Origin of the sequence: Tychonema sp. LEGE 06208, from assembly GCF_015207505.1 — a bacterium.
Taxonomy (GTDB): Bacteria; Cyanobacteriota; Cyanobacteriia; order Cyanobacteriales; family Microcoleaceae; genus Microcoleus.
Genome location: NZ_JADEWT010000015.1, coordinates 37511 through 59737 on the forward strand (window position 1 = coordinate 37511; position 22227 = coordinate 59737).

The window sequence follows — 22227 nt, forward strand, 5'->3', positions numbered from 1 at the left end:
GTCATTAGTCATTAGTCATTAGTCATTAGTGATTGACAATTCCCAATTCCCAATTCCCAATTCCCAATTCCCAATTCCCAATTCCCAATTCCCCATTCCCAATTCCCAATTCCCAATTCCCAATTCCCAATTCCCAATTCCCAATTCCCAATTCCCAATTCCCAATTCCCCATTACCCATGAAAGATTTAACTCGCAGAGAATTTATGACTGTCACCGCATTAACCGCCGGATTTGCCTTAGCAGTTCATCCGATTGCTGCGGCAACTATTACCACAGATAAAACTGGTTTAATAGCAGGTGAAGTGAAAATCCCCGTGAAAGACGAGTTCATTCCAGCCTACAGAGCAATGCCCGCTACTGGAAGCGATTTTCCAGTAATTTTAGTAATTCAAGAAATCTTCGGAGTTCACGCATACATTCAAGATATTTGCCGCCGTTTTGCCAAATTAGGCTATTTGGCGATCGCCCCAGAAATGTTTTCCCGTCAAGGGGATGTTTCTAAAATCACCGACATTCAAGAAATTATTAGTAAAGTTGTCTCGAAAGTTCCCGATGCTCAAGTTATGTCCGATTTAGATGCTACCGTAGAGTGGGCACAAAAGTCAGGAAAAGGCAATATTAATAAGTTGGGAATTACAGGATTTTGCTGGGGAGGCCGAATTGTTTGGATGTACGCGGCCCACAACCCAAAAGTCAAAGCAGGAGTTGCTTGGTACGGGCGTTTGGTTGGATCTTCAACGGCTTTAACTCCCAAACATCCGATCGACCTTGCAGCAACTTTGACAGTGCCCGTATTGGGTCTTTACGGTGGCAAAGATGACTCAATTCCCCTGGATACAGTCGAAAAAATGCAGCAACTGCTCAAAACCGGCAGCAGCGGTTCCGAAATCGTAGTTTATGCAGATGCGCCGCACGGTTTTAATGCCGACTATCGCCCCACTTACCGAGAAAAAGATGCCAAGGATGCTTGGCAAAAGCTGCAAAATTGGTTTAAGAAGCACGGGGTAGCATAAGAGTTTTGAGCGAGCAAGTTTTGAGTTTCTTACCTTCGCAACTAGAGTTCGCTCAAAGCCATTTCTTCCTGCAATCCCTCACGGGATTTAGCTTTCATGCTACATGCAAAAATACCAAATACCAGCACAAAAACAACAATTGTTCTCCATTGAACCAAAAAATTCCCACCCGCCGCTAAAAATATTCGTATATACTTGGTTGTCAAAAAATACAAATACCTTAATTTAATTCTAACAAAATAAAGGTGGCCCGAAGCAGCATATTTGCGATCGAAAACAGCCAGACAGGCAATCTGAACAATATCGGTGTAGCCCGATCGCCCTTAAGACAGTTGGGTTTGTGGGCGCAACTTGGTAAACTGGGCTGTGTAGAATTATCGATCGACAGGTAAGCCCGTGCTAGACGAACAAGCTAAAAAGACCATCTTGCGGAAAATCCCCCACGGATTGTACATTTGCGGCGTCAAAGAGGGAGAGGAACTCAACGGTTTCACCGCTAGCTGGGTGATGCAATCTTCCTTTACCCCTCCCTTAGTCGTTAACTGCGTCAAGCAAGACTCAAAATCCCACGCCATGATTGAAGCCAGCGGAGTCTTTGCGTTGAGTTTCCTAGAAGCAGGACAAAAAGAGTTAGCCCAGAAATTCTTCAAGCCACAGCGCCGCGTTGGCAATAAATTTGAGGATGTAGAATTTTATGCCGGGGCAGAAACTGGTTGTCCGATTATCTCCGACTCTCTGGGTTACATTGAGTGCAATGTTGTCGGCGCTGTAAAACATGGCGATCACACGGTGTATGTCGGAGAAGTGGTGGCCGCCGGCGTTCACCGAGAAGGCGATCCGTTGCTGTTAGAAAGCACTGGTTGGAATTACGGCGGCTAAAAACTTAGCAATTGGCAATTGGCAATTGGCAATTGTCAGTTGTTAGTTGTTAGTTGTTAGTTGTTGGTTGTTGGTTGTTAGTTGTTGGTTGTTAGTTGTTAGTTGTTGGTTGTTAGTTGCTAGATATAGCGGCTCGATCGCGTTGTGAGGTATGCCCTAGGCCCTAGGCCCTAGGCCCGACAGCGCCTCATCTTTCTGAGAAATACTATAGTTCATTGTTAAGCGATTCACAATAGATAAAAAATCGACAACAATCTTGTCGGTGTTGTCGGGAGTTAAAATCGGGACGTGGACAAAAATACATTGAGTGGATATTTGAGAATCATAAATATGCTTTAAAACCGCATAATAGAGGTCTTCGCAAACATATTTCCCGGCTTCGTGACTGATTTCTGTGACGGCTAAATCTGCGACTAGCTGTTCAAGATTAACTGTTGTTTTCAAAATATCCGCATCACAGCAAGCGCAGGATTCCACGGTTAATTTTTCCCTGCTTTCTGCCATGCCACAGCAGATAATTATGTCTGGTTGGAGTTGGTTGATTTGGGCGATCGCCAAATTCGCTGCTAGCTGGGAATCTACGGGTAGTTTTCTCAAAAAAGTCAGAGAATCAGGCAAAGATTGAATTTGGGAAATGTTAGCTAATAAATCGTCAGAAGAATTTGATTGCTGATGCGATCGCCAAGTGTCGAATGAAGTTAGCAGGATTTTGGTATTCATATAATCTCTCGTAAATTGACGTGCAGAAAACCTTGTCGCTGGGTAGGGGCGAGTGTCAAAAATCCTCTGGTTTTACAGCAGAGATACTGATGAACCAGTCCCTACGACTCTCGAATATGGGAATCAGGAATTGAAAATTCATCAGACTGTTGGCTGTTGGCTGTTGACTGTTGGCTGTTAACTGTTGGCTGTTAACTGTTGGCTGTTAACTGTTGACTGTTGGCTGTTAACTGTTAACTAATGACTAATGACTAATGACTACTGACTACTGACTACTGACTACTGACTAATGACTAATGACTACTGACTACTGACTACTGACTACTGACTACTGACTACTGACTACTGACTACTGACTAATGACTACTGACTAATGACTACTGACTACTGACTACTGACTACTGACTACTGACGTTTTGTGCAATAATACTAAAAATTGATCATATAAGGCAAGTAAGTCAATGTCTGTCATCGCAGTAGTAGACTATGACATGGGCAATCTGCACTCGGTCTGTAAAGGCTTGGAAAATGTGGGTGCAGTGCCAAAAATTACGGATTCTCCTGTAGAAATCGAGCAGGCTGATGCGGTGGTTTTGCCGGGAGTTGGTTCCTTTGACCCGGCAATGCAGAATTTGCGATCGCGCAATTTGATAGAACCGATAACAAATGCGATCGCCTCTGGAAAGCCTTTTTTAGGCATTTGTTTGGGCTTGCAAATGCTGTTTGACAGTTCCGAAGAAGGTACAGAACCAGGATTGGGAATTATTGCCGGAAAAGTGCGCCGATTTCGATCGGAACCGGGGTTAACCATTCCGCACATGGGATGGAATCAATTAGAATTCACTCAGCCAAATTTGCCGCTGTGGCAAAATCTTTCATCTCAACCTTGGGTTTATTTAGTGCATTCCTATTATGTCGATCCGGTGGACTCAACAGTCAAAGCTGCAGTGGTGACGCACGGAAGTCAGACGGTGACGGCTGCCATAGCTAAAGACAATCTGATGGCCGTACAATTTCACCCGGAAAAGTCTTCAAGCACGGGATTACAAATGCTATCAAATTTTGTGAGTCAAGTGAGAGCAAAAGTAGCCACTTAGAGTCAATTAAAAACCCGATTTCTTCAAGAAACTGGGTTTTTAATAAATCAGCTATTACTGTTTAGCGATCGATCGCCAATTTTATTTGAGACACTTTAAAATCACCACAGATCGCGCCGTCACCGGAACAGCTTTTCCCTTTGCATAAATTCGCCCTTGAGATTCCACAAATTTCGGTTCAGCAGTGTCAAGCACAGCAATCCACTGCAAACTTTGAAAGCGAGGGGGAATCACAAAATCGAGCGTCTCCCAATAAGCATTGAAAAACAACAGAAAACTATCATCAACAATCCGTTCGCCGCGAGCATTTGGCGTAGCAAGTTGTTCGCCGTTGAGGAAAATGCCGATCGCCTTAGCATATCCCACTTGCCACTGTTCGTCAGTCATTTCCCCGCCATCGGGGTTAAACCAAGCAATATCGCTAACTTGAGAACCGTGAATGGCGCGCCCTTGGAACCACTTACGCCGGCGGAATACCGGATGTTCGCGCCGCAAGCGGGTTAACTCGCGGGTAAATTCGAGTTGATCGGCGTTTTTGAACTGCAATCCCCAATCCACCCACGAGATTTCATTGTCCTGACAGTAAGCGTTGTTATTGCCTCCTTGACTTCGCCCCATTTCGTCTCCCGCCACCAGCATCGGCACCCCTTGGGACAGCAGTAACGAAGTTAAAAAATTCCGCTTTTGGCGTTCTCGCAACGCCTGCACTTCGGGATCCTCAGTTTCCCCGTCCCCAGCACAGGGGTCTGGCGGAGGTGGATATTCTCCCTCTCCTAGCGCTTCAGTATATGGGAATTCCACCATCGTGCAGTTCCAAGACTGATTGTGGTTTTCCCCGTCGCGACTGTCTTCACCGTTAGCTTCGTTGTGTTTTTGGTTGTAGCTGACCAAATCGTGCAGGGTAAACCCGTCGTGGGCAGTGATAAAGTTGATGCTGGCGTGGGGTCGCCGTCCGTTACTTTCGTACAAATCGGAACTTCCGGTAAAGCTGTAGGCAAACTGAGAGAGAGTTTCATCGGTTCCCCGCCAAAAGTCGCGCATGGTATCGCGGTAGCGACCGTTCCACTCCGACCACAGCAAGGGGAATTTTCCGACTTGATAGCCGCCTTCGCCGATGTCCCAAGGTTCGGCGATTAACTTGACATCGCACAAAACTGGGTCTTGGTGGATGATATCGAAAAAGGCAGCAAAAGTATCGACGCGATCGGTTTCCCGCGCTAAAACCGTCGCCAAATCGAAGCGGAACCCATCGACGTGCATCTCCAACACCCAATACCGCAAGCTGTCCATAATCAGCTTCAATACTTGGGGATGGAAGACGTTGAGGGAGTTGCCGCAGCCGCTGTAATCCATGTAGTAGCGGGGATTCTCTTTCACGAGGCGGTAGTAAACGGCGTTATCGATGCCTCGAAACGAGATGGTCGGGCCCATGTGGTTGCCCTCTCCGGTGTGGTTGTAGACCACATCGAGAATCACCTCAATGCCCGCAGCGTGCAGGGCTTTGACCATTTCCTTAAATTCATTCACCTGTTCGCCGGTGTCGCCGCTGGCGCTGTAGCTGGAGTAAGGTGCGAAATAGTTAATCGAGTCGTAGCCCCAGTAGTTCCGCAGTCCCTTGGCATCCAGAAATCCGGGACAGCCGATGAAGTGGTGGACGGGGAGGAGTTCGACGGCGGTAATCCCCAAGGATTTCAGGTGGTCGATGGCGGCGGGATGGGCGAGTCCGGCGTAGGTTCCCCGCAAGGGTTCGGGAATGTCGGGATGCAGTTGGGTAAAGCCTTTGACGTGCATCTCGTAGATGATGGTTTTGTGCCAAGCCAGTTGTGGGTGAGTGTCGCCTTCCCAGTCGAAGGATTCATCGATGACAACGGCTTTGGGGATTAAATGAGAATCGTCTAATGCGCTGTAGGATAAGTCTTCGGCTTCGTCGTCCCAGTCATAGCCGAAGAGTTCCCGTCCGTGATCCACATCTCCGGCGATGGCTTTTGCGTAGGGGTCGATCAGCAGTTTGGCGGGGTTGAACCGATGTCCGGCTGAGGGTTCGTAGGGGCCGCGGACGCGAAACCCGTACAATTGACCGGGTTTGATGCCGGGAATGTAGCAGTGCCAAATGAAGTTGTAGACTTCAGTCAGCGGGACTCGGGTTTCCCACCCTTTTTCGTCGAACAAGCACAATTCGACTGCTGTGGCATTTTCGGAAAATAGGGCAAAATTAGTGCCTTTACCGTCCCATGTTGAACCCAAGGGATAGGGTTTACCGGGCCAAAGTTTTAAATCCATAGAACCTAGAGTGGTAATTTTATTTAAGTTGAACAATCAATCATTAGACTTGTAGCAAAAAGCCTTTCCTATCCTGGACGATCGATTACCATCACAAAAACCGCTTTTGGGCGGACGGTCGTCCGCACGCGCGATCCTTGCTGATTGCGATCGATCGAACATGATATCAATGGTAGGCAAGATGCCTGCTGTTTACAGACTTTTTAGGAGAAAACTATTCAACTTGATATAGAATAAAGCTTTGATGCCGAAGGCTGACCTCGGCTTGGCCTGTAAGTTTTTCGGGCAAAGTCGAACCGTCCCCCATCCACTGAGGGTCGGATGAGTCTAAGACTTTTTGCCAGTTTCCTTCTGGTAGTACAAGTTTAGTTTTTTGTGTGGTATCGCTGAAATTAAAGATTGCTAAGACTTCACTGTCGTCAACGCTTCTGATGAGGGTAATGATTTTTTCACCGTCAAAACTGTTAATATCAATGCTTTGGCGATCGCGACACTTCAAGGCAGGAATTTCTTGGCGAAGTTTAATCAGAGTTCGATACAACTCTAACAACACTTTATGCTTGCCTTCGCGCCGTTTTTTCCAGTTAAGCTTTGATTGCAAAAATGTTGTCTTGTCTTGTACGTCCGGCGGTTCTCCTGTGTGGTGAAATTCTTTGAACTCGGCCTTTCTTCCCTGGCGCACCGACTCAACTAAATCTGGATCGCCGTGGCTGACAAAATACAGAAATGGTGCTTCTTCACCGTACTCTTCCCCCATAAATAATAAAGGAATGTAAGGAGAAAGCAATACCGTAGCTGCTGCCAATTTTAGTGCTTCAAACGAGACCAAATGTGCTAGCCGTTCGCCTAACATTCTGTTGCCCACTTGGTCATGATTTTGGCAACAAACGACGAATTGATCTGGGTCGAAATTGCCCGCCGGACTGCCGTGGTAGCGCTGCCGAAATTCCGAATATTCTCCTGCATAAGCAAATCCTTCTTGCAAGACTTTCACTAAGGTTCTGAACTCGCGAAAATCTTGGTAATAACCTCGGTCTTCCTTGGTAATGAGGCTGTGCAAACAGTGGTGAAAATCATCGCACCATTGGGCATTGATATCGTAGCCACCTTTGCTGGGAGGATTGATAATCCGAACGTCGTTGAGGTCGCTTTCAGCAATTAAGTAAAACGATCGCCCTTGCTGTTGGGACAATTCTCCGGTTTTTTCGGCTAACTCGGCTAAAAAGTGCTTGGCGGAGAAGTCGTAAATCGCGTGAATGGCATCTAACCTCAGCGCATCAATGTGACAATCCCGAAACCAGTAGAGGGCATTTTCGATAAAGAAATTGCGAACGCCATAGCTACCAGCATCATCAAAGTTGAGGGCGTTTCCCCAAGGGGTACGATATTTATCGGTAAAGTAGGGGGCAAAATTCGAGGTATAGTTGCCTTCGGGGCCTAGGTGATTGTAGACGACATCTAGGACAACGGCTAAGCCTTTTTGGTGGCAAGCATCGACTAGGGTTTTCAAGCCGTTAACGCCGCCGTAGGAGGATTGAACGGCGAAGGGATATACGCCATCGTAGCCCCAATTGCGATCGCCCGGAAACTGCGCCACGGGCATAATCTCGATCGCGTTAACTCCCAATTCTTTCAAGTCATCGAGACGGTCAATCATTGCCTCGAATGTTCCTTCTTCGGTAAACGCGCCTACGTGTACCTCGTACATAATATAGTCTGCCAGAGCAATCCCTTGCCAGTCGGCATCGTTCCAAACAAATGCGCTTTGGTCAACTACTTCTGATGGGTTGTGAACGCCTTGGGGTTGACTATAGGATGCTGGATCTGGTAGGGTCGTCTTTCCATCGAGTTGATAGGTATAAAGCGTACCGGGAGATATTCCTTCTGCTGTGACTTGCCAATATCCTCTCCGTTTTTTTTGCAGGGGAATGAGTTGTGGTTCGGGTGCTGTGATTTGGACTGCTACATCTTGTAACAAGGGTGCCCATAGCGTAAATTCACAGCGATTATTGCCCAGATACGTTGCGCCAATTCTCATATTTACTGATTGATTCCATGTAACATCATATTTTTGCTCCAACTTAACGATTCTATTTTTTTTATCAACTATTCGATCGTTTTTTGGATGCCAGCTGCAGGCCTTATCCTCGAAGTATGTTTCAACATCGGGCTTGTCTATCCCAATTTGCTTCGATTTTTCAGACATTCCCTGCTGGCTTGACAGAAGTATAACAGTAAGCTGGCTGTTTGCCAAGCGATAGTCGATATTATCCCCTCTCTCAAGAGATCTTTATCACTTCAACAAACCCTTGATTAGAGCGAGTTTCAGCAAATTTGAGATGGGACATTAGCTTTTTTCCAGCCATTATTTTATTTTTTAGTTGGATACATCATTAGGTTGAGCGACAGGAGCATCTGCCAAATGTATGATATTTGACAGACAAAATGGCGATCGTCCTTTATAATTACCGACGGTCAGGGAGGATTAAGCCAGCTTTTATATCGTTTCAGGTAGCATCGAAATCACATATTTAAATCATTGATAGTGAGGTCGCGCTGGCGAAGTCGATCGCCAGCGCGACGGCACTATATAATTCCGATGCTACGGGATTTGATATTATAGGGCATCCCCGAGTCTGCGATCGATCGCAGACTCGGTTTCGGGCGATCGCGAGTATTGTACAGCTAGCGATCGAGACGCTGGCACTCTTAATGCTTTCGGGAGATATTCCCCAATTTATGCAGATATTTTGGGCCGGGGCGAACTCGCCAAAGCACTCAAAGAAATGCTGCTAAGTCGGAGATGCAGCCTTGCATTCAAACTTAGTTTGGCGAATCAAATTAATTATAAAATACTGTGACAAATTGGGTGTTAAATGAGCTTGAGAATCTGCGGCAACCGCCAAATCAAAACTCTGCCGGGACTGGCCACTCGTCCTACGCCTTCGCGAGTCAGAGAAGCTTTGTTTAATATTTGGCAGGGGACGATCGCAGGTTGCAGATGGCTTGACATTTGTACCGGCAGCGGCTCGATGGGCGCAGAAGCTTTGTGTCGGGGGGCGGCTAGTGTTACTGGCATCGAACAGTCGGCGAAAGCTTGTGCGATTATTCATGAAAATTGGGAGAAAGTAGCAGGCTCTTCCCAAACATTCCAAATCCTGCGGGGAAACGCGATGGCAAAATTGGGGGCGCTGGGAGGACAGCAGTTCGATCGCGTTTACTTCGATCCGCCCTACGCCAGCGACTTGTACGAACCTCTGTTAAACAAGCTCGCCAGCCAAGAAATGCTAGCACCTGATGGCGAAATTGCGATCGAACACAGCCCCGAGCGATCGACACAACCGATTCCCGGTCTAGAAATTTGCCGCCAAAAAATCTACGGCAATACAGCATTAACTTTCTATGCCCGCAGTGGCTGACTAGCTCAAACGGCATCAGCATCATAATATCAAATCCCGCCCAGATCCGAACGATCGCGCAGTGCGATCGTCCCGAATAGCGGTCTCAACCATCCTGCAAGCGCCTGCAGAGCGTAAAATTTAGCCCTTGAGTCCGATACAAATTTTTCCCGAAAAGTTAAACTTTGTGCGTAGGTTGACAGGGTACGTTACCTGATAAATCCCCGAAATAAATCGAGTTTACGCTGAAAATAAAGACTTTCAGTTGTAACATGAACTGCAAAGTGTGAGTGTGAATATTCCTAAAGGAGTGAATATGGTTCAGACACCTTCGCGCCATCGCGGCAGCGAGTTTCCGGCTGTTAATTCAGCAAGCCCAGTCAAACGCGATACGATTCTGCTGGGAGATAGCGCCCCGCTGCCAAATACAAAACTCTTCGGCACAGACGGCATTCGAGGGAAAGTGGGAGAATTGCTGACTGCATCCCTAGCGCTGCAAGTTGGCTTCTGGGCGGGGCAAGTTCTCCGCCAAAATGCCCCCAACCAGGGCCCTGTGATTTTGGGGCAAGACAGCAGGAATTCTAGCGATATGCTGGCAATGGCGCTGTCTGCGGGTTTGACAGCGGCCGGTTTGGAAGTGTGGAATTTGGGCTTGTGTCCGACTCCCTGCGTTGCTTATCTGGCAAGCATTTCGGAGTCTGTCGGCGGTGTGATGATTTCGGCTTCTCACAATCCCCCTGAAGATAACGGGATTAAGTTTTTTGGCTCAAACGGCTCTAAGCTGTCGCAACAGTTGCAGGAACAAATCGAAGCGGGAATCCGGGGGGCTAAGGTTCCGGTTGCTAGTTTTGCTTTGGGACACCACTACCACCGCCAGGAGTTGGTGAAAGATTATGCTGCTTCTCTCTCTGATTCGCTGCAAGAGATGAATTTGTCGGGAATGCGGGTGGTTTTGGATTTGGCTTGGGGGGCGGCGGCTGGTTTGGCACCGGCGGTATTTGAGAAAATGGGGGCGGATGTTATCTGTTTGCACGACTCTCCTGATGGATCTCGCATTAATGTTAACTGCGGTTCTACTCATCTCGAAAGTTTGCAAGCGGCGGTTTTGGAACACAATGCCGATGTGGGATTTGCTTTTGATGGCGATGCCGATCGAGTTTTGGGTGTTGACAACAAAGGTCGATCGATTGACGGCGATTACATTCTTTATCTGTGGGGCCGACAGTTGCGCGCCTCCGAACAGTTACCGTCCAATTTAATTATTTCTACTGTAATGGCTAACCTCGGCTTCGAGCGAGCTTGGGAAAAATTAGGAGGAAAACTAACTAGAACGAACGTGGGAGATCAGCACGTTCACGCTGAAATGCAGCGCACCGGTGCGATGTTGGGCGGCGAACAGTCGGGACACATTCTTTGTCCGCATTTTGGTATTAGTGGCGATGGTTTGCTGACAGCTTTGCACATAGCTTCGCTGGTGCGCCAATCCGGGGAATCTTTAGCGCAATTGGTCAGCGGCAGTTTCCAAACTTATCCGCAGTTGCTGGTAAATGTGCGGGTGGACGATCGGGAAAAACGCCTAAAATGGCACGAGTGCGAAATTTTGCAAGGGGCGATCGCCCGTGCTAAAACTGCAATGGGAGAACAGGGACGAATTTTGGTTCGCGCTTCTGGCACCGAACCCCTGATTCGAGTTATGGTAGAAGCTGCCAGCGCCGAATTGGCTAATTTCTGGACTGATAATTTGGTGTTGGCAGTTCAGAAATACCAGTCTCTTTGATCTGAAGTCATTAGTCATTAGTCATTAGTCATTAGTCATTAGTCATTAGTCATTAGTCATTAGTCATTAGTCATTAGTTATTTGTTATTTGTTATTTGTTATTTGTTATTGGTAACAACTGGCAACTGACAACTGACAACTGACAACTGCTGTCCGTACAACGTCCAACGTCCAACGTCCAGCGTCCAACGTCATAAGTGCTGTCGCCTCCGAGCTTTCCGTACAACATCATCAGTCCGAGGGAAGAGGGAAGAGGGAAGAGGTCCGAGGGAAGAGGGAAAATTATAGAGATTCAGTCTCTTGGTTTAAAACTAATTTCTGATCCTGCTTTGATATTCCTTCTTCCTTCTTCCTTCTTCTTCAAATCTCAAATCTCAAGTTTCAAATTGAATATTTTGGCGGCAAGTGCCATGATGATTTCTGTTGTGATACCTACCTACAATCGCGAGCAACCTTTGCGAGAGACACTGGCTGACGCTATCCGGCAAAATTACGATAATTTTGAAGTGCTGGTAATCGATCAAACTCGCACCCACGAATTGGAAACTCAAGTTTATTTAAACGAATTGGCAAATGCGGGAAAAATTAGGTGGTTTCGGGTAGATTGGGCGAGTTTACCAGGTGCTCGAAATTATGGAGTGCGGCGCGCAGTTGGAGAAATTATTTTATTTATTGATGATGATGTACAATTGCCAGATGGTTTTTTGGCGGCTCACGCTGGCAATTATTTACAAAAACCTGATGTGGGATGTGTGGCGGGCAGGGTTTTTGACAGAATGAAACTGGATAATTCTATCAGCGGTTTGGCGATCGAATATTTGCCTCCAGAAGCGATGGATGCAGCCGTTGCTTGGTATTTTATCGATTTGGTGCATACGGTACAACCGCAGCAGGTGCTCTCGGCTAGAGGCTGCAATATGTCGTTTCGCAGGCGGATTTTTGCTGAGTGGGGTTTGACTTTTGATGAGCGGTTTGCGGGGAGTGCTGTGCGAGAGGAGTCGGATTTTTGTTTGAGATTGCGATCGACTAACATGAAAATTTGGTACGATCCCGATGCCTGTTTAGTTCACTTGGGGGAGGAGAGCGGCGGATGTCACGATGTCAGTACGCGATCGATCGAATATCAAATCACATTTTATCACAACCACTTCCTCATGGGATTGAAAAATTTAACAGCCTTTCAATGCCTGCAATTTTTCGCCAAACTCTTTGACTGCCAAGTTTTGGGAAATCCGCCTTGCCATAAAAGCCGATCGCCTCTTAAAATATTCCTGAGACTTACTTTTTATCTCCTCGGCTTGATTAGCGCCATCAAGACATTAATTCAGTCCCTCTGGAACGACGGACAAATTTACACCCATCAAGATAACATTAACGCTAAATAATTTATGACTTACGCATGGGAACCCAGAAACCGGGTTTTTCACCAGTATGAAAGGCCCAAATGCAGTATTTTCGTAAAAAACCCGGTTTCTATGTCCGTGACTGTAATTATTATTCCCAATTCCCCATTCCCCATTCTCCATTCCCCATTCCCAATAAATGAGAATTCTGGTCGCCAGTCACACATATATAGTTGAGATTAATCGCGAAAAATTCAAAATATTAGCCAACCTAGAACCCGATATTCAAGTAACAGTTATAGTGCCGCGACTCTGGAAACCTGGAGGCCTACAAAATAAAATCATTAAAACCGGATTCTGTCAACAAGGTTCATTTAAAGTAGTTCCCCTCTCCAATTACAGCCAAAACAATCAAGGATTACTAACATTTGGCCCAGATTTAATTAAAATATTACAAGAATTTAGACCGCAGATTATCCAAGTCGAACAAGGTTCAAAGTCCCTAGCCTGCGCTCAGCTAATTTTACTAAATAAATTGCTAAAATTGCAAGCAAAAAATATATTATTTACCTGGTGGAATCTGCCGTATAAATTAAACTGGCCCGTTTCATTATTAGAAAATTACAATCTCAATCACACCGACGGAATTATTGCAGGGAACCTAGACGGAGCGAAAATTTTGCGCGATCGAGGCTATCAAGGTGCGGTGAAAGTAATGCCGCAACTCGGAGTAGATGAAACTTTATTTCTACCGACTGGTAAAAACGCTGATTTATCCAAAGAATTAGGCATTGAACCGACCGATTTTGTGGTAGGATTTGTAGGGCGATTTGTCGAAGAAAAAGGACTGCTAACTTTGGCTGAAGCCTTGGCAGGGTTGAAAAAAAGCTCTTGGAAGTGGCTGTTAGTAGGACAAGGAAAATTGCAGGCGTATCTCGCAAAAAAATCTAGAGAATGGGGAATCAGCGATCGCATAATCTGGGTAGAAAGCGTTTCTCACGAAAGAATCCCCCCCTATATTAACTTAATGAACTGTTTGGTATTGCCATCGCAAACGAGCTATAAATTCAAAACTTTAACTACTGTGGGTTGGAAAGAACAATTCGGCCATGTTTTAATTGAAGCGATGGCTTGCAAAATTCCCGTTATTGGTTCCGATTGCGGGGAAATTCCCCACGTCATCGGATCTGCAGGGTTAGTCTTCCCGGAGGGAAATGCGGGGATTTTGCGAGATTGTTTGCAGCAATTGATGGAGCGGCGGAAGTTTGCTGCTGATTTGGGCGATCGGGGTTATCATAGAGCGATGAGCCATTATACAAATAAAGCCTTAGCTGAACAGTTATTAGATTTTTACAAAGAACTTTTCTAGCGATCGTAACTTTTAAGCAAATCCACCTAATTAAACGTAAAATACAGATCCAGTCGCGCTGAAGCTAGATGTATATGTATTATTCCTGCTATAGCAACGATAACTCAAGCCTTCTTCCTGATGACGTTCTACGGAAAGCTCGAAGGCGACAGCACTTATGACGTTGGACGCTGGACGTTGGACGTTGGACGTTGGACGTTGTACGGAAAGCAGTTGTCAGTTGTCAGTTGTCAGTTGCCAGTTGTGACCAATAACAAATAACAAATAACAAATAACTAATGACTAATGACTAATGACTAATGACTAATGACTTCTAATTAGCAGTATAATATGATTGTCAAATAAAAACTGTGGTAAATGTCTATTCCTTCCGACATACGACCTTTGGTTAACGAACTCTACCAGGTACTGAACGATACCGAGCGCCAAGCAACCCAGGGACTTTTTGCACTTAGAACAGCAATGTCTCTGTTTCCTGAAAATGAAATACTGATGCAATACTTTTCTTCGATCAGTAATTTTCAATTCTGCGTAGCAGGTACTCGCTTACAAGCAGAGAACATTGTGAGCAATATATTGCTGACTGGTGTTCCCGACGAAGATGTTCAAAAAGCCGGAGATTATTTAGCAGCCTTGCTACATATGGCTCCAGAAGTTAAAATTATGATCGAACAAGTAATTGAAAAATTAGAGGCATTGCCATGAAAAAATTACCCGATGAAAGCCTACTCCTAGAAATTCTTGAAATTGTCAAAGCCACTGAAGCCAAAGCCAGTGAAATGTATGAATTTTCCAAGCAAATATCTCACAATACCCAAATTAAAGCAACAAAAAGAGAGGAAGCACAACAGCTAAATGGCCAGCCTTTTCCAGATAATTAAATTTGTCATTGGAGAGGTTGGTATATTGATTAAAAAAACTATCCTCCATGCGAATTATCCAAATTATTCCCTCAATTTCCCTCGTCTACGGCGGCCCGAGTCACATGGTATTGGAACTTTCTGCCGCCCTAGCTTCCCAAGGCGTTGATGTCACAATTATCACCACAGATTCTAATGGAGATATCGGTCAATCTCCCTTAGATGTGCCCTTAAATCAACCAATCAAACAAAACGGTTATCAGATTATTTATTTCCGCTGTTATCCGTTTCGTAGATATAAGTTTTCACTCTCGTTATTGCAGTGGTTCAATCAAAATTTAAGGCAATTTGATCTCGCCCACATTCACGCTTTGTTCTCGCCAGTAACTACTTTTGCTGCTAGAATTGCTAGAAATCGCCAGTTACCGTATATTATTCGTCCCTGTGGTATGCTCGATCCAGCAGATTTGGAGAAAAAAAAGTGCTTAAAAAAGATTTATGCTGCACTTTTAGAACGTCCTAATTTAGCAGGTGCTGCTGCGATTCATTTCACTAGCAAGCGAGAAGCGACAATCTCAGAAAGATTTGGTTTGACCGGGCCAAGTGAGATAGCTATGTCACAAGATTTTATGTTACAAAATAATGCAAATAATATTGCTATTTCACAAAAATGTTTTCCACAAGATTTGGTGATTCCCTTGGGGGTGAAAGCAGCTTTTTATTCTGATTTATTGCGAAGTATTCAAGTACCAGTCGTATTATTTATGTCGCGAATCGAACCCAAAAAAGGATTAGATTTGCTGATTCCTGCTCTAGAAAATATTTTAGCGGATGGCATAAAGTTTAATTTTATTTTAGCAGGTTCCAATCCCCAAGATGCAGATTATGAAACAAGAATTAAACAACAAATACAAAATTTAAGTTTAGGAAAGTTTACCACAATCACGGGTTTTGTTAGCGGTGATGCCAAAGTTGCACTGTTGAGAAAGGCTGACTTATTTGTGTTACCTTCTTATTACGAAAACTTTGGCATTGCTGTTGCAGAAGCGATGGCTGCTGGTGTACCTGTGGCTATTTCCGATCGCGTACAGATTTCCGAAGACATCGAGCAAGCAGAGGCGGGCTGGGTTGCTCCTTTGGATGTAGGGGCGATCGCCAATTCAATTAAATCAGCACTTCTGAACCCACAGGAACGGCAGCGCAGGGGATTGAATGGCATGGAGTATGCTAAAAAGTATTATAACTGGGAAAATCTCGCCCGACAAACCATCGATGCTTACCAGCACATTTTGTCATCTATATAAGAAGGAAGAAGGAAGAAGGAAGTTCGGCAGCGGATTATGTAACGGATGTAACGGATGTAAGTCCGATGTCCGTCGGAATAAGGAAGAAGGAAGAAGGAAGAGGGAAGAAGTCATTAGTCATTAGTCATTAGTCATTAGTGCTGTCCTCCCCATCGAACGTCCAACGTCATCAGGAAGAGGGAAGAAGGAAGAAGCAATAAAATCAATCGTTTTAGCTATTAACAGCGTCCTAACCGTCTTGGCGGTTGCTATATTAACTAATGCAACAGATGTTTACCTTTTACTTCTTCTCCTGCTGCGAGTTCTGGTGCTGCTGCTATCAGAATCTATTGGCGAGATTTTGGGCTTGCTGCTATTGCTGTCAATCTGAGTCGAGTTAGAGTTGGAAGGAGCGATCGCAGATTTTCTTCTAATTATAATCGGAACATTAACAGATCCACCGCAGCGTCGGCCCAAGGAGTCGATATTCCTTCGATAATCGCAGATTACAGCCGGTGCAGTCGGTTCTTGACACTCATTAATCATGCTTTTTGCTAATTGGTAATTCTTGCCGTCTCCCTGCTTAGAAAAAAGTTCGCCCGCTCGATCGAAATCTGCGACGGCTTGCGATTTTGTTCCCAGCATACAGCGAATAGCGCCTCGTTCCAAATAAGCCAAACCATAATCAGGATTGACGCGAATAGCTTGTTCGTAATTCCCGATCGCCTGTTGGTTATTTCCCAATTCATAGTATGCTTGACCTCGACCAAAATAAGCTTCTGCCAGGTTAGGATTGAATTGCAGCGCTCGATCGTAATTGTAAATTGCCTGCTGCTTGTTTCCCTGTTGTGAGCTAGCAATTCCCAATCCGAGATAAGCTTGGGGTATGTTGGCATTCAGCCCTAAAGCTTGAGTAAAATTGGCGATCGCCCCAGGAACATCTCCCTTTTGAATTTTTAAAGAACCTTGGTTGCTGAAGTTGGTGGCTTTTTGAGCGATCGCCAGTCTTTGACTGATAACAGCGAGATTTTTTCGGTAATTAGATAACTTATTTTGAGCTAAATTATAGATAGGTGTACGCGATTCGATCGCTTCTAAAAGCCCGATCGCCTGTTGCCATTTACCCTGCGACTGATGCCAAACTTCGATTGGATGAGGCGGTTTTTGCACGAGCACAGCAGCTTCCAGCGCCAACTTTTGAGCTTTTTCTAGACTTTCTGCAGCCTGTAAATTTTGCTCGACAGCAACCAAATTCGGGCCTAACGTCAGCAAATCAATTCTCGCCTGTTGATATCCCAAGCCGGGGAAGTTGGGAATTTTTTCTAAATTCGCGATCGTTTCTTTAAGTCGTTTATCGAAACTTCTGAGTAGGTTGATATCGGTTGCTTGCGCTGCATTCTGCGTTTCAACGGTTAGTATTTTTGATTGCTTCAGCGTTTCATTTCCCGATCGCATAAAGGTGAGCGCGACTGCACCAGTCCCCAGCACCAAAACCCCTAAACTTGCTGCTAAAGCTAGCGGTATTTTGCGGTTTCGGGAATTAACTTGATGGTTAATTTGCGATCGCGGCGGGCTTTCCGTCTCCCCGGAAGCTGCCGCTTCTGACTCCACTTCCAACTCCCAAGCCGGCAACTGCAAATCATCGGCTGCCATTTCCGGTGCCAACTCGTTAGTAATTGGAGCAGTGTTATTGCTATTTTTGCTACAATACTTGTCAACAAAACTCTGCAATCCAGCTTGATATCCTTCTCCTACCGCCTGAAATCTCCAATCTCCATTCTTTCTGTACAAGCGCCCGAATTCTACAGCAGTTTCTCGCGAAAAATTCTCTTTTAATTTATACCGAGCAAGTTCGGTTCCCGTATCCACATTGCAAATTTTGATAAAAGCATTTGTGATATTACTAAAATCTCCCTTAATTTTATCTGCTTCGTGAATGGTGACAGCAAAAGTTATTTCCTCAATTTCAGGATTAACTTTTTCTAATATCAAGCCGTAAATAGTCTTATTTTTTTGACTTGGGTTGTTTTTTGCAGGAATCGATTGCAGTAGCGAACCGTCACAGGATTGCAGATTATTGTAAAATATAAAATATTTATCGTTAGGCACTTTACCGTCAGAACCTAGCATAAATGCTGAGACATCAATCTCGTAGCTTTGTCCTGCCTCTGTCAACTGCCAACCGAGGGCGATCGCCATTTTTTTCAAATCCGGCGCTTCTTGAGAGATATTAAATCTTTCACCCTTACTTAATTGCATTGCCATCTGCTTATTTATAAAAGATAAAAATTGATATCGCTCACTTTAATATAAATTGGTCTCACAACTTTTTGTTTTTAATAAGACTTAATATTAACTTGCGTCTGATAGCAGGCTAGATTAAAAATATGTGCTTTTTGTAGCCAGATTTACGAAGATTTACTAACATATAATTCAATTAACTTGGGTTACAGCCGCTCGCCCCTAGTCTCCCTTAATCGGAGCAATGTTATTGCTATTTCAGCTACAATACTTGTCAACAAAACTCTTTAATCCAGCTTGATATCCTTCTCCTACCGCCTGAAATCTCCACTCTCCATTTTTGCGATACAAGCGACCAAATTCTACAGCAGTCTCTAGGGAAAAATTATTTTCTAATTCATACCGAGCAAGTTCGCTTCCCGTATCCAAATTGCAAATTTTGATAAAACTCTTTGTGACATTGCTAAATTTTGCATTAATTTTCTGTGCTTCGTGAATAGTGACAACAAAAGTTATTTCGACTATTTCAGGATTAACTCTTTCTAAGATAACGCCATAAATAGTCTTATTTTCTTTGCCTTGGTTGTTGTCAGGAATTGTTTGCAGTACCGAACCGTCAGAGGATTGCAGGTTATTGTAAAATATAAAATAATTATCGTTAGGTATTTTACCGTCAGAACCTAGCATAAATGCTGAGACATCAATCTCGTAGCTTTGTCCTGCCTCTGTCACCTGCCAACCGAGGGCGATCGCCATTTTTTTCAAATCCGGCGCTTCTTGAGAGATATTAAATCTTTCACCCTTACTTAATTGCATGGCTATATACTTATTGGTAAATAATAAAACTTTATACTGTTCATTTTATATTAAAATGACATCACGATTTATGATTTTTATTAAAATTTAATATTTGGCGTTTGATAGCGGGATCGATGAAAAATACCTGCTTGCTGTCTAGGAATTTATTGAAAATTAGAGCGGTTATCAAAAAAGTGAGCTATACCCTATGCCCGGTTTGGTCGGTTTGGCCTATGCCACATAGTACCTCATCTTTCTGAAAAAGGCTATACTTAGATATAATTACGCAAGTAAAAACCGGGTTTTCTAGAAAACCCGGTTTTGAGAATTGAACTTAATTTAATCCTAATTTTGAGCATTTTCAGAACTAGGTGGCAGGGTGACAAAATTACCGAAAGCTGCAACGGTTGGATAGGTTTTTTGGCCCACTTGAGTTTTGTAAATGCTGACAACGCCTAAGTTCTGACGTTCCGTTGTATTGTCGAGCAAGTGTTCGATCGAGCTCCGTTGCGAAGTTAGCAAATTTTTGCAACTGCCGATCAACGCCTCTGCAACGCCGCTCAACGCTTGAGGCACGCGAGAGTCCTTACACACAGTGGTTTCCAACTCGGTTTGGAGTACGCCGGAAGCATAAGTTAAATATTTGTCTCTAGGAGGATTTGTAAATGCCATGCCGGCGGCTAACACGGTTAGGGCGATCGCCACTTTTCCGACATTACCGAAAAAATTAGAAGTTGGTTTGTGAGTATTCATTGGTTTATCAATAATCATTTTTTTCTTAGCTCCATTGAGTTATAAGCTTCTCTAAATTTAAACTACACGTTCTCAGAAACAAATTTCAGAAAAAAGAGGACAGTTTGTAGATTGGAGATTAGTTGCGAGTGCCAGCGATCGCGATCGGGAGGCTCCCACTCAAATATAATTTGGATCTAGCCCGATGGGATATCCGCAGTTTAACTTCCTTCTACTCTACTTTCTCGCCCAAATCCGGTAAATTTTCAGTTAGGCTCTTGTAGGCTCTTGTAGCGTGCCCATTGTGTACCAATCGGTAAATCGGTACACAATGGGCCGTGGGACACCCCGTCAACCGGTGCTTGCTAAGCACACCCTACGCAAACAGTGGTTGAGGGCGCGAATAATCGCGGTAAGGTACGCCCGCACGCCCTAGATTTAGTTTCGCTTTGATTTTTGTCGATCGATCTCCCGCTGCAATTCTTCAATCTGACGGCGCAAAGCCTCCGTCTCGCTGTTAGATGTTTGGGACTTCACATCAACCGCACCCTCAGCCACAGCCCGCTTGTAGTTTCCCAGCTTGATTTGGCGGTATTCCTCCGAAGCGGCCCAATCTCGCAAATACCGCAGGCGTTCCACCGGGAAAGGGTGACTCAGCATCACGCCTTGACCGCCGTTGTACAGTAAAAATTTATACACTTGATTGAGATTGTCGCGATCGAGCTCTTGATAGTTATCAGACTGGCGGATAAATTCTTGCAAACTGCATTGGTCAGCATATTTACTGCTCACTCCCGCAAGTTTCATCATCGTCTTCATCACGCTATTCAAATCATCAGTTACTAACAAAGCCGCCCTGTCTGCTGACAATTCCGCCTTGCGCCGCCACTCATAAAAAGCGTAAATTAAACCGCTTCCGACCATATTTCCCAGCCCGAAAGTCATCTCGCCAATGGTCGAGGCGACGCTCATCGCCCACATCGCCATTTGATTTAAAATTGGATGACCACATTTGATGTGTCCCAACTCGTGAGCTAGCACTGCCTTGATTTCTGCCTCGTCCAATAAGTCTAAAAGACCCGTATTTAACACTATATAAGGCTGGTTTTTTCCTAGGGCGTAGCTGTTAACGGCGGGATTTTGAGAAACAAACAAACCCGGTTCTGGAAAAACATCTAAATCCTGCACACACTCCCGAAATATGTGATAAATGCTGGCATACTGGCGCGGCCCGACTTGAATGCTATTTCCCATTAAGTAAACGAATTGCGGTCGTTCGTAGATAAATTCTACAAATTTGCTGGCAATTAAGTCAAATCCAGGTACGCTGCGTAACGCTTCTTCGGCTTGGCGATCGAGGGGATGCTGAAATGCTTCGCTAGAAATTCCAGTATAAGTAGGCATGGTTGTTGCAAAAATTACATGAATAAAATCAGTATACTGAACCGCTGGCGGTACAGACGGACACCTGACTGTTTTGGGGTTCTGATTAAATACTGACAAATTAATTGGAAAATTGTGTTGAGTCGATCGACCAAACTTGCGAACACCCACAAATCCTAAAATTAGCGTTAAAATTGTTTTTCTGCTACAAGGGCGATCGACAAACATCTTGCAAAGTGCCTGTGTAAGTAAATCCACCTGATTAAACGTAAAATATGGATCGCTAACAAGCTTACTGTGTATGTCTTCTTCCGACGGACATCGGACTGATGACGTTGTACGGAAAGCTCCGAGGCGACAGCAAAACATGACGTTGGACTAATGACTTCTTCCTTCGACTTATCGCCTTACTCAACAATTGGAACCTGCAAAAATGGCTATCCTGCAACTTGAAAACGGTACAACCTACAATCAATTAAGCGATATTGCGCGCGAACTCGCGCCTTTAAACATTCAACTCAACCGCTGGCCCGCGGGCGACAACCCAGAAATTCTGGAATTGCTAGCGAAAGATACTCTTGACGACAATCAAAAAGAACAAATCCTGCAAGCCCTCGACGGCTACTTTCAGCAACTCAAGGAAACCGCAGGCTATCAGTCGCGAGACTTAATCGTACTGCACCCAGACATTCCCAACATCGACACCATGCTGTCGAAATTCAACAAGTGCCACATCCACGCTGACGATGAAGTGCGTTATATCGTAGCAGGCGAGGGCATTTTTGGCTTCGTGCGGCCCGACGGTAGCCAAGTCGAACTCACTGTGCAGCCAGAAGAATTTATCAACGTACCGGCGAATACAGAACATTGGTTTTATTTGACTGCGGCCCGGAAAATTAAAGCAGTGCGCTATTTTACCACCACAGAAGGCTGGACGCCCGAGTATACCGATACGGAAATTCGATCGCGCTTAGCTACTGTTTGAACAGAGTTGACAGTTGACGGTTGACGGTTGACGGCTATCCTCAAATCATCTAAAAATCCTCAAATCC

The 22227-nt window shown here is 44.8% G+C and carries 20 protein-coding genes; 12 read left to right on the forward strand and 8 right to left on the reverse strand.

Features of this window, described 5'->3' with window-relative positions:
- Nucleotides 1-18 precede the first annotated feature (18 nt).
- Nucleotides 19-180, reverse strand: coding sequence for a hypothetical protein (locus IQ263_RS06370; RefSeq protein ID WP_194066676.1), 162 nt, complete (start codon nt 178-180; stop codon nt 19-21).
- On the opposite strand from IQ263_RS06370, the gene IQ263_RS06375 reads away from it, so the two are divergent.
- The 3 genes from IQ263_RS06375 to IQ263_RS06385 all read left to right on the forward strand — a co-directional run bounded on the left by IQ263_RS06375 (nt 179) and on the right by IQ263_RS06385 (nt 1894).
- Complete coding sequence (locus IQ263_RS06375) at nt 179-1015, forward strand: dienelactone hydrolase family protein (protein ID WP_194066677.1); 837 nt, start codon at nt 179-181, stop codon at nt 1013-1015. The two genes, IQ263_RS06370 and IQ263_RS06375, sit on opposite strands and share 2 nt — an antisense overlap.
- Nucleotides 1016-1260: 245 nt before the next feature.
- Nucleotides 1261-1407, forward strand: coding sequence for a hypothetical protein (locus tag IQ263_RS06380; protein WP_194066678.1), 147 nt, complete (start codon nt 1261-1263; stop codon nt 1405-1407).
- 4 nt (nt 1408-1411) lie between these two features.
- Nucleotides 1412-1894 (forward strand): flavin reductase family protein, encoded by a 483-nt coding sequence (locus tag IQ263_RS06385; RefSeq protein ID WP_194066679.1) that lies wholly within the window; start codon nt 1412-1414, stop codon nt 1892-1894.
- A gap of 156 nt (nt 1895-2050) precedes the next feature.
- Here the strand turns inward: IQ263_RS06385 and IQ263_RS06390 are convergent, their stop codons facing one another.
- Entirely contained in the window at nt 2051-2614 is a 564-nt protein-coding gene (locus tag IQ263_RS06390) for a pyroglutamyl-peptidase I family protein (protein ID WP_194066680.1), read from the reverse strand.
- Nucleotides 2615-3075: 461 nt separating this feature from the next.
- Between IQ263_RS06390 and hisH the strand changes: the two genes are divergently transcribed.
- The gene (gene hisH / locus IQ263_RS06395; protein WP_194066681.1) at nt 3076-3711 is read left to right on the forward strand and encodes an imidazole glycerol phosphate synthase subunit HisH; all 636 of its coding nucleotides are present in this window, start codon (nt 3076-3078) and stop codon (nt 3709-3711) included.
- 81 nt (nt 3712-3792) lie between these two features.
- Here the strand turns inward: hisH and glgX are convergent, their stop codons facing one another.
- Nucleotides 3793-5991, reverse strand: a complete 2199-nt coding sequence (gene glgX, locus IQ263_RS06400; RefSeq protein WP_194066682.1) for a glycogen debranching protein GlgX — start codon at nt 5989-5991, stop codon at nt 3793-3795.
- Between the two features lie 214 nt (nt 5992-6205).
- Nucleotides 6206-8029, reverse strand: a complete 1824-nt coding sequence (gene treZ, locus IQ263_RS06405; RefSeq protein WP_194066683.1) for a malto-oligosyltrehalose trehalohydrolase — start codon at nt 8027-8029, stop codon at nt 6206-6208.
- Between the two features lie 838 nt (nt 8030-8867).
- On the opposite strand from treZ, the gene rsmD reads away from it, so the two are divergent.
- From rsmD to hpsP, 7 genes are all read left to right on the forward strand, one after another.
- Nucleotides 8868-9410 (forward strand): 16S rRNA (guanine(966)-N(2))-methyltransferase RsmD, encoded by a 543-nt coding sequence (rsmD, locus tag IQ263_RS06410; RefSeq protein ID WP_194066684.1) that lies wholly within the window; start codon nt 8868-8870, stop codon nt 9408-9410.
- 295 nt (nt 9411-9705) lie between these two features.
- Entirely contained in the window at nt 9706-11166 is a 1461-nt protein-coding gene (gene glmM, locus IQ263_RS06415) for a phosphoglucosamine mutase (protein ID WP_194066685.1), read from the forward strand.
- A gap of 410 nt (nt 11167-11576) precedes the next feature.
- Nucleotides 11577-12551: a hormogonium polysaccharide biosynthesis glycosyltransferase HpsN gene (gene hpsN, locus IQ263_RS06420; protein WP_194066686.1), complete on the forward strand. Its 975-nt coding sequence runs from the start codon at nt 11577-11579 to the stop codon at nt 12549-12551.
- 157 nt (nt 12552-12708) lie between these two features.
- Complete coding sequence (hpsO, locus tag IQ263_RS06425) at nt 12709-13878, forward strand: hormogonium polysaccharide biosynthesis glycosyltransferase HpsO (RefSeq protein ID WP_194066687.1); 1170 nt, start codon at nt 12709-12711, stop codon at nt 13876-13878.
- Nucleotides 13879-14235: 357 nt separating this feature from the next.
- Nucleotides 14236-14583: a hypothetical protein gene (locus IQ263_RS06430; protein ID WP_194066688.1), complete on the forward strand. Its 348-nt coding sequence runs from the start codon at nt 14236-14238 to the stop codon at nt 14581-14583.
- Nucleotides 14580-14759, forward strand: coding sequence for a hypothetical protein (locus IQ263_RS06435; RefSeq protein ID WP_194066689.1), 180 nt, complete (start codon nt 14580-14582; stop codon nt 14757-14759). Before IQ263_RS06430 ends, IQ263_RS06435 begins: the two co-directional genes overlap by 4 nt.
- Nucleotides 14760-14806: 47 nt before the next feature.
- Nucleotides 14807-16042, forward strand: a complete 1236-nt coding sequence (hpsP, locus tag IQ263_RS06440; RefSeq protein ID WP_194066690.1) for a hormogonium polysaccharide biosynthesis glycosyltransferase HpsP — start codon at nt 14807-14809, stop codon at nt 16040-16042.
- A 273-nt stretch (nt 16043-16315) separates the two neighbouring features.
- On the opposite strand, the gene IQ263_RS06445 is transcribed toward hpsP, so the two are convergent.
- The 4 genes from IQ263_RS06445 to IQ263_RS06460 all read right to left on the reverse strand — a co-directional run bounded on the left by IQ263_RS06445 (nt 16316) and on the right by IQ263_RS06460 (nt 21196).
- The gene (locus IQ263_RS06445) at nt 16316-18280 is read right to left on the reverse strand and encodes a TerD family protein (protein ID WP_228049838.1); all 1965 of its coding nucleotides are present in this window, start codon (nt 18278-18280) and stop codon (nt 16316-16318) included.
- Between the two features lie 240 nt (nt 18281-18520).
- Nucleotides 18521-19078, reverse strand: coding sequence for a TerD family protein (locus IQ263_RS06450; protein ID WP_228049839.1), 558 nt, complete (start codon nt 19076-19078; stop codon nt 18521-18523).
- A 327-nt stretch (nt 19079-19405) separates the two neighbouring features.
- On the reverse strand, nt 19406-19831 hold the full coding sequence (locus IQ263_RS06455) for a DUF4359 domain-containing protein (RefSeq protein WP_194066692.1): 426 nt from the start codon (nt 19829-19831) through the stop codon (nt 19406-19408).
- Between the two features lie 399 nt (nt 19832-20230).
- Nucleotides 20231-21196: a M48 family metallopeptidase gene (locus IQ263_RS06460; protein ID WP_194066714.1), complete on the reverse strand. Its 966-nt coding sequence runs from the start codon at nt 21194-21196 to the stop codon at nt 20231-20233.
- Nucleotides 21197-21608: 412 nt separating this feature from the next.
- Here IQ263_RS06460 and IQ263_RS06465 point away from each other — a divergent pair, with 412 nt between their 5' ends.
- Nucleotides 21609-22160 (forward strand): 1,2-dihydroxy-3-keto-5-methylthiopentene dioxygenase, encoded by a 552-nt coding sequence (locus IQ263_RS06465; RefSeq protein WP_194066693.1) that lies wholly within the window; start codon nt 21609-21611, stop codon nt 22158-22160.
- Nucleotides 22161-22227: the final 67 nt, after the last annotated feature.

What these genes read in the sequence shown, in the direction of transcription:
- IQ263_RS06375 (WP_194066677.1), top strand. Translation starts at nt 179, where the DNA reads ATGAAAGATTTAACTCGCAGAGAATTTATGACTGTCACCGCATTAACC.
- IQ263_RS06370 (WP_194066676.1), bottom strand. Translation starts at nt 180, where the DNA reads ATGGGTAATGGGGAATTGGGAATTGGGAATTGGGAATTGGGAATTGGG.
- IQ263_RS06390 (WP_194066680.1), bottom strand. Translation starts at nt 2,614, where the DNA reads ATGAATACCAAAATCCTGCTAACTTCATTCGACACTTGGCGATCGCAT.
- hisH (WP_194066681.1), top strand. Translation starts at nt 3,076, where the DNA reads ATGTCTGTCATCGCAGTAGTAGACTATGACATGGGCAATCTGCACTCG.
- glgX (WP_194066682.1), bottom strand. Translation starts at nt 5,991, where the DNA reads ATGGATTTAAAACTTTGGCCCGGTAAACCCTATCCCTTGGGTTCAACA.
- treZ (WP_194066683.1), bottom strand. Translation starts at nt 8,029, where the DNA reads ATGAGAATTGGCGCAACGTATCTGGGCAATAATCGCTGTGAATTTACG.
- rsmD (WP_194066684.1), top strand. Translation starts at nt 8,868, where the DNA reads ATGAGCTTGAGAATCTGCGGCAACCGCCAAATCAAAACTCTGCCGGGA.
- glmM (WP_194066685.1), top strand. Translation starts at nt 9,706, where the DNA reads ATGGTTCAGACACCTTCGCGCCATCGCGGCAGCGAGTTTCCGGCTGTT.
- hpsN (WP_194066686.1), top strand. Translation starts at nt 11,577, where the DNA reads ATGATGATTTCTGTTGTGATACCTACCTACAATCGCGAGCAACCTTTG.
- hpsO (WP_194066687.1), top strand. Translation starts at nt 12,709, where the DNA reads ATGAGAATTCTGGTCGCCAGTCACACATATATAGTTGAGATTAATCGC.
- IQ263_RS06430 (WP_194066688.1), top strand. Translation starts at nt 14,236, where the DNA reads ATGTCTATTCCTTCCGACATACGACCTTTGGTTAACGAACTCTACCAG.
- IQ263_RS06435 (WP_194066689.1), top strand. Translation starts at nt 14,580, where the DNA reads ATGAAAAAATTACCCGATGAAAGCCTACTCCTAGAAATTCTTGAAATT.
- hpsP (WP_194066690.1), top strand. Translation starts at nt 14,807, where the DNA reads ATGCGAATTATCCAAATTATTCCCTCAATTTCCCTCGTCTACGGCGGC.
- IQ263_RS06445 (WP_228049838.1), bottom strand. Translation starts at nt 18,280, where the DNA reads ATGCAATTAAGTAAGGGTGAAAGATTTAATATCTCTCAAGAAGCGCCG.
- IQ263_RS06450 (WP_228049839.1), bottom strand. Translation starts at nt 19,078, where the DNA reads ATGCAATTAAGTAAGGGTGAAAGATTTAATATCTCTCAAGAAGCGCCG.
- IQ263_RS06455 (WP_194066692.1), bottom strand. Translation starts at nt 19,831, where the DNA reads ATGATTATTGATAAACCAATGAATACTCACAAACCAACTTCTAATTTT.
- IQ263_RS06460 (WP_194066714.1), bottom strand. Translation starts at nt 21,196, where the DNA reads ATGCCTACTTATACTGGAATTTCTAGCGAAGCATTTCAGCATCCCCTC.
- IQ263_RS06465 (WP_194066693.1), top strand. Translation starts at nt 21,609, where the DNA reads ATGGCTATCCTGCAACTTGAAAACGGTACAACCTACAATCAATTAAGC.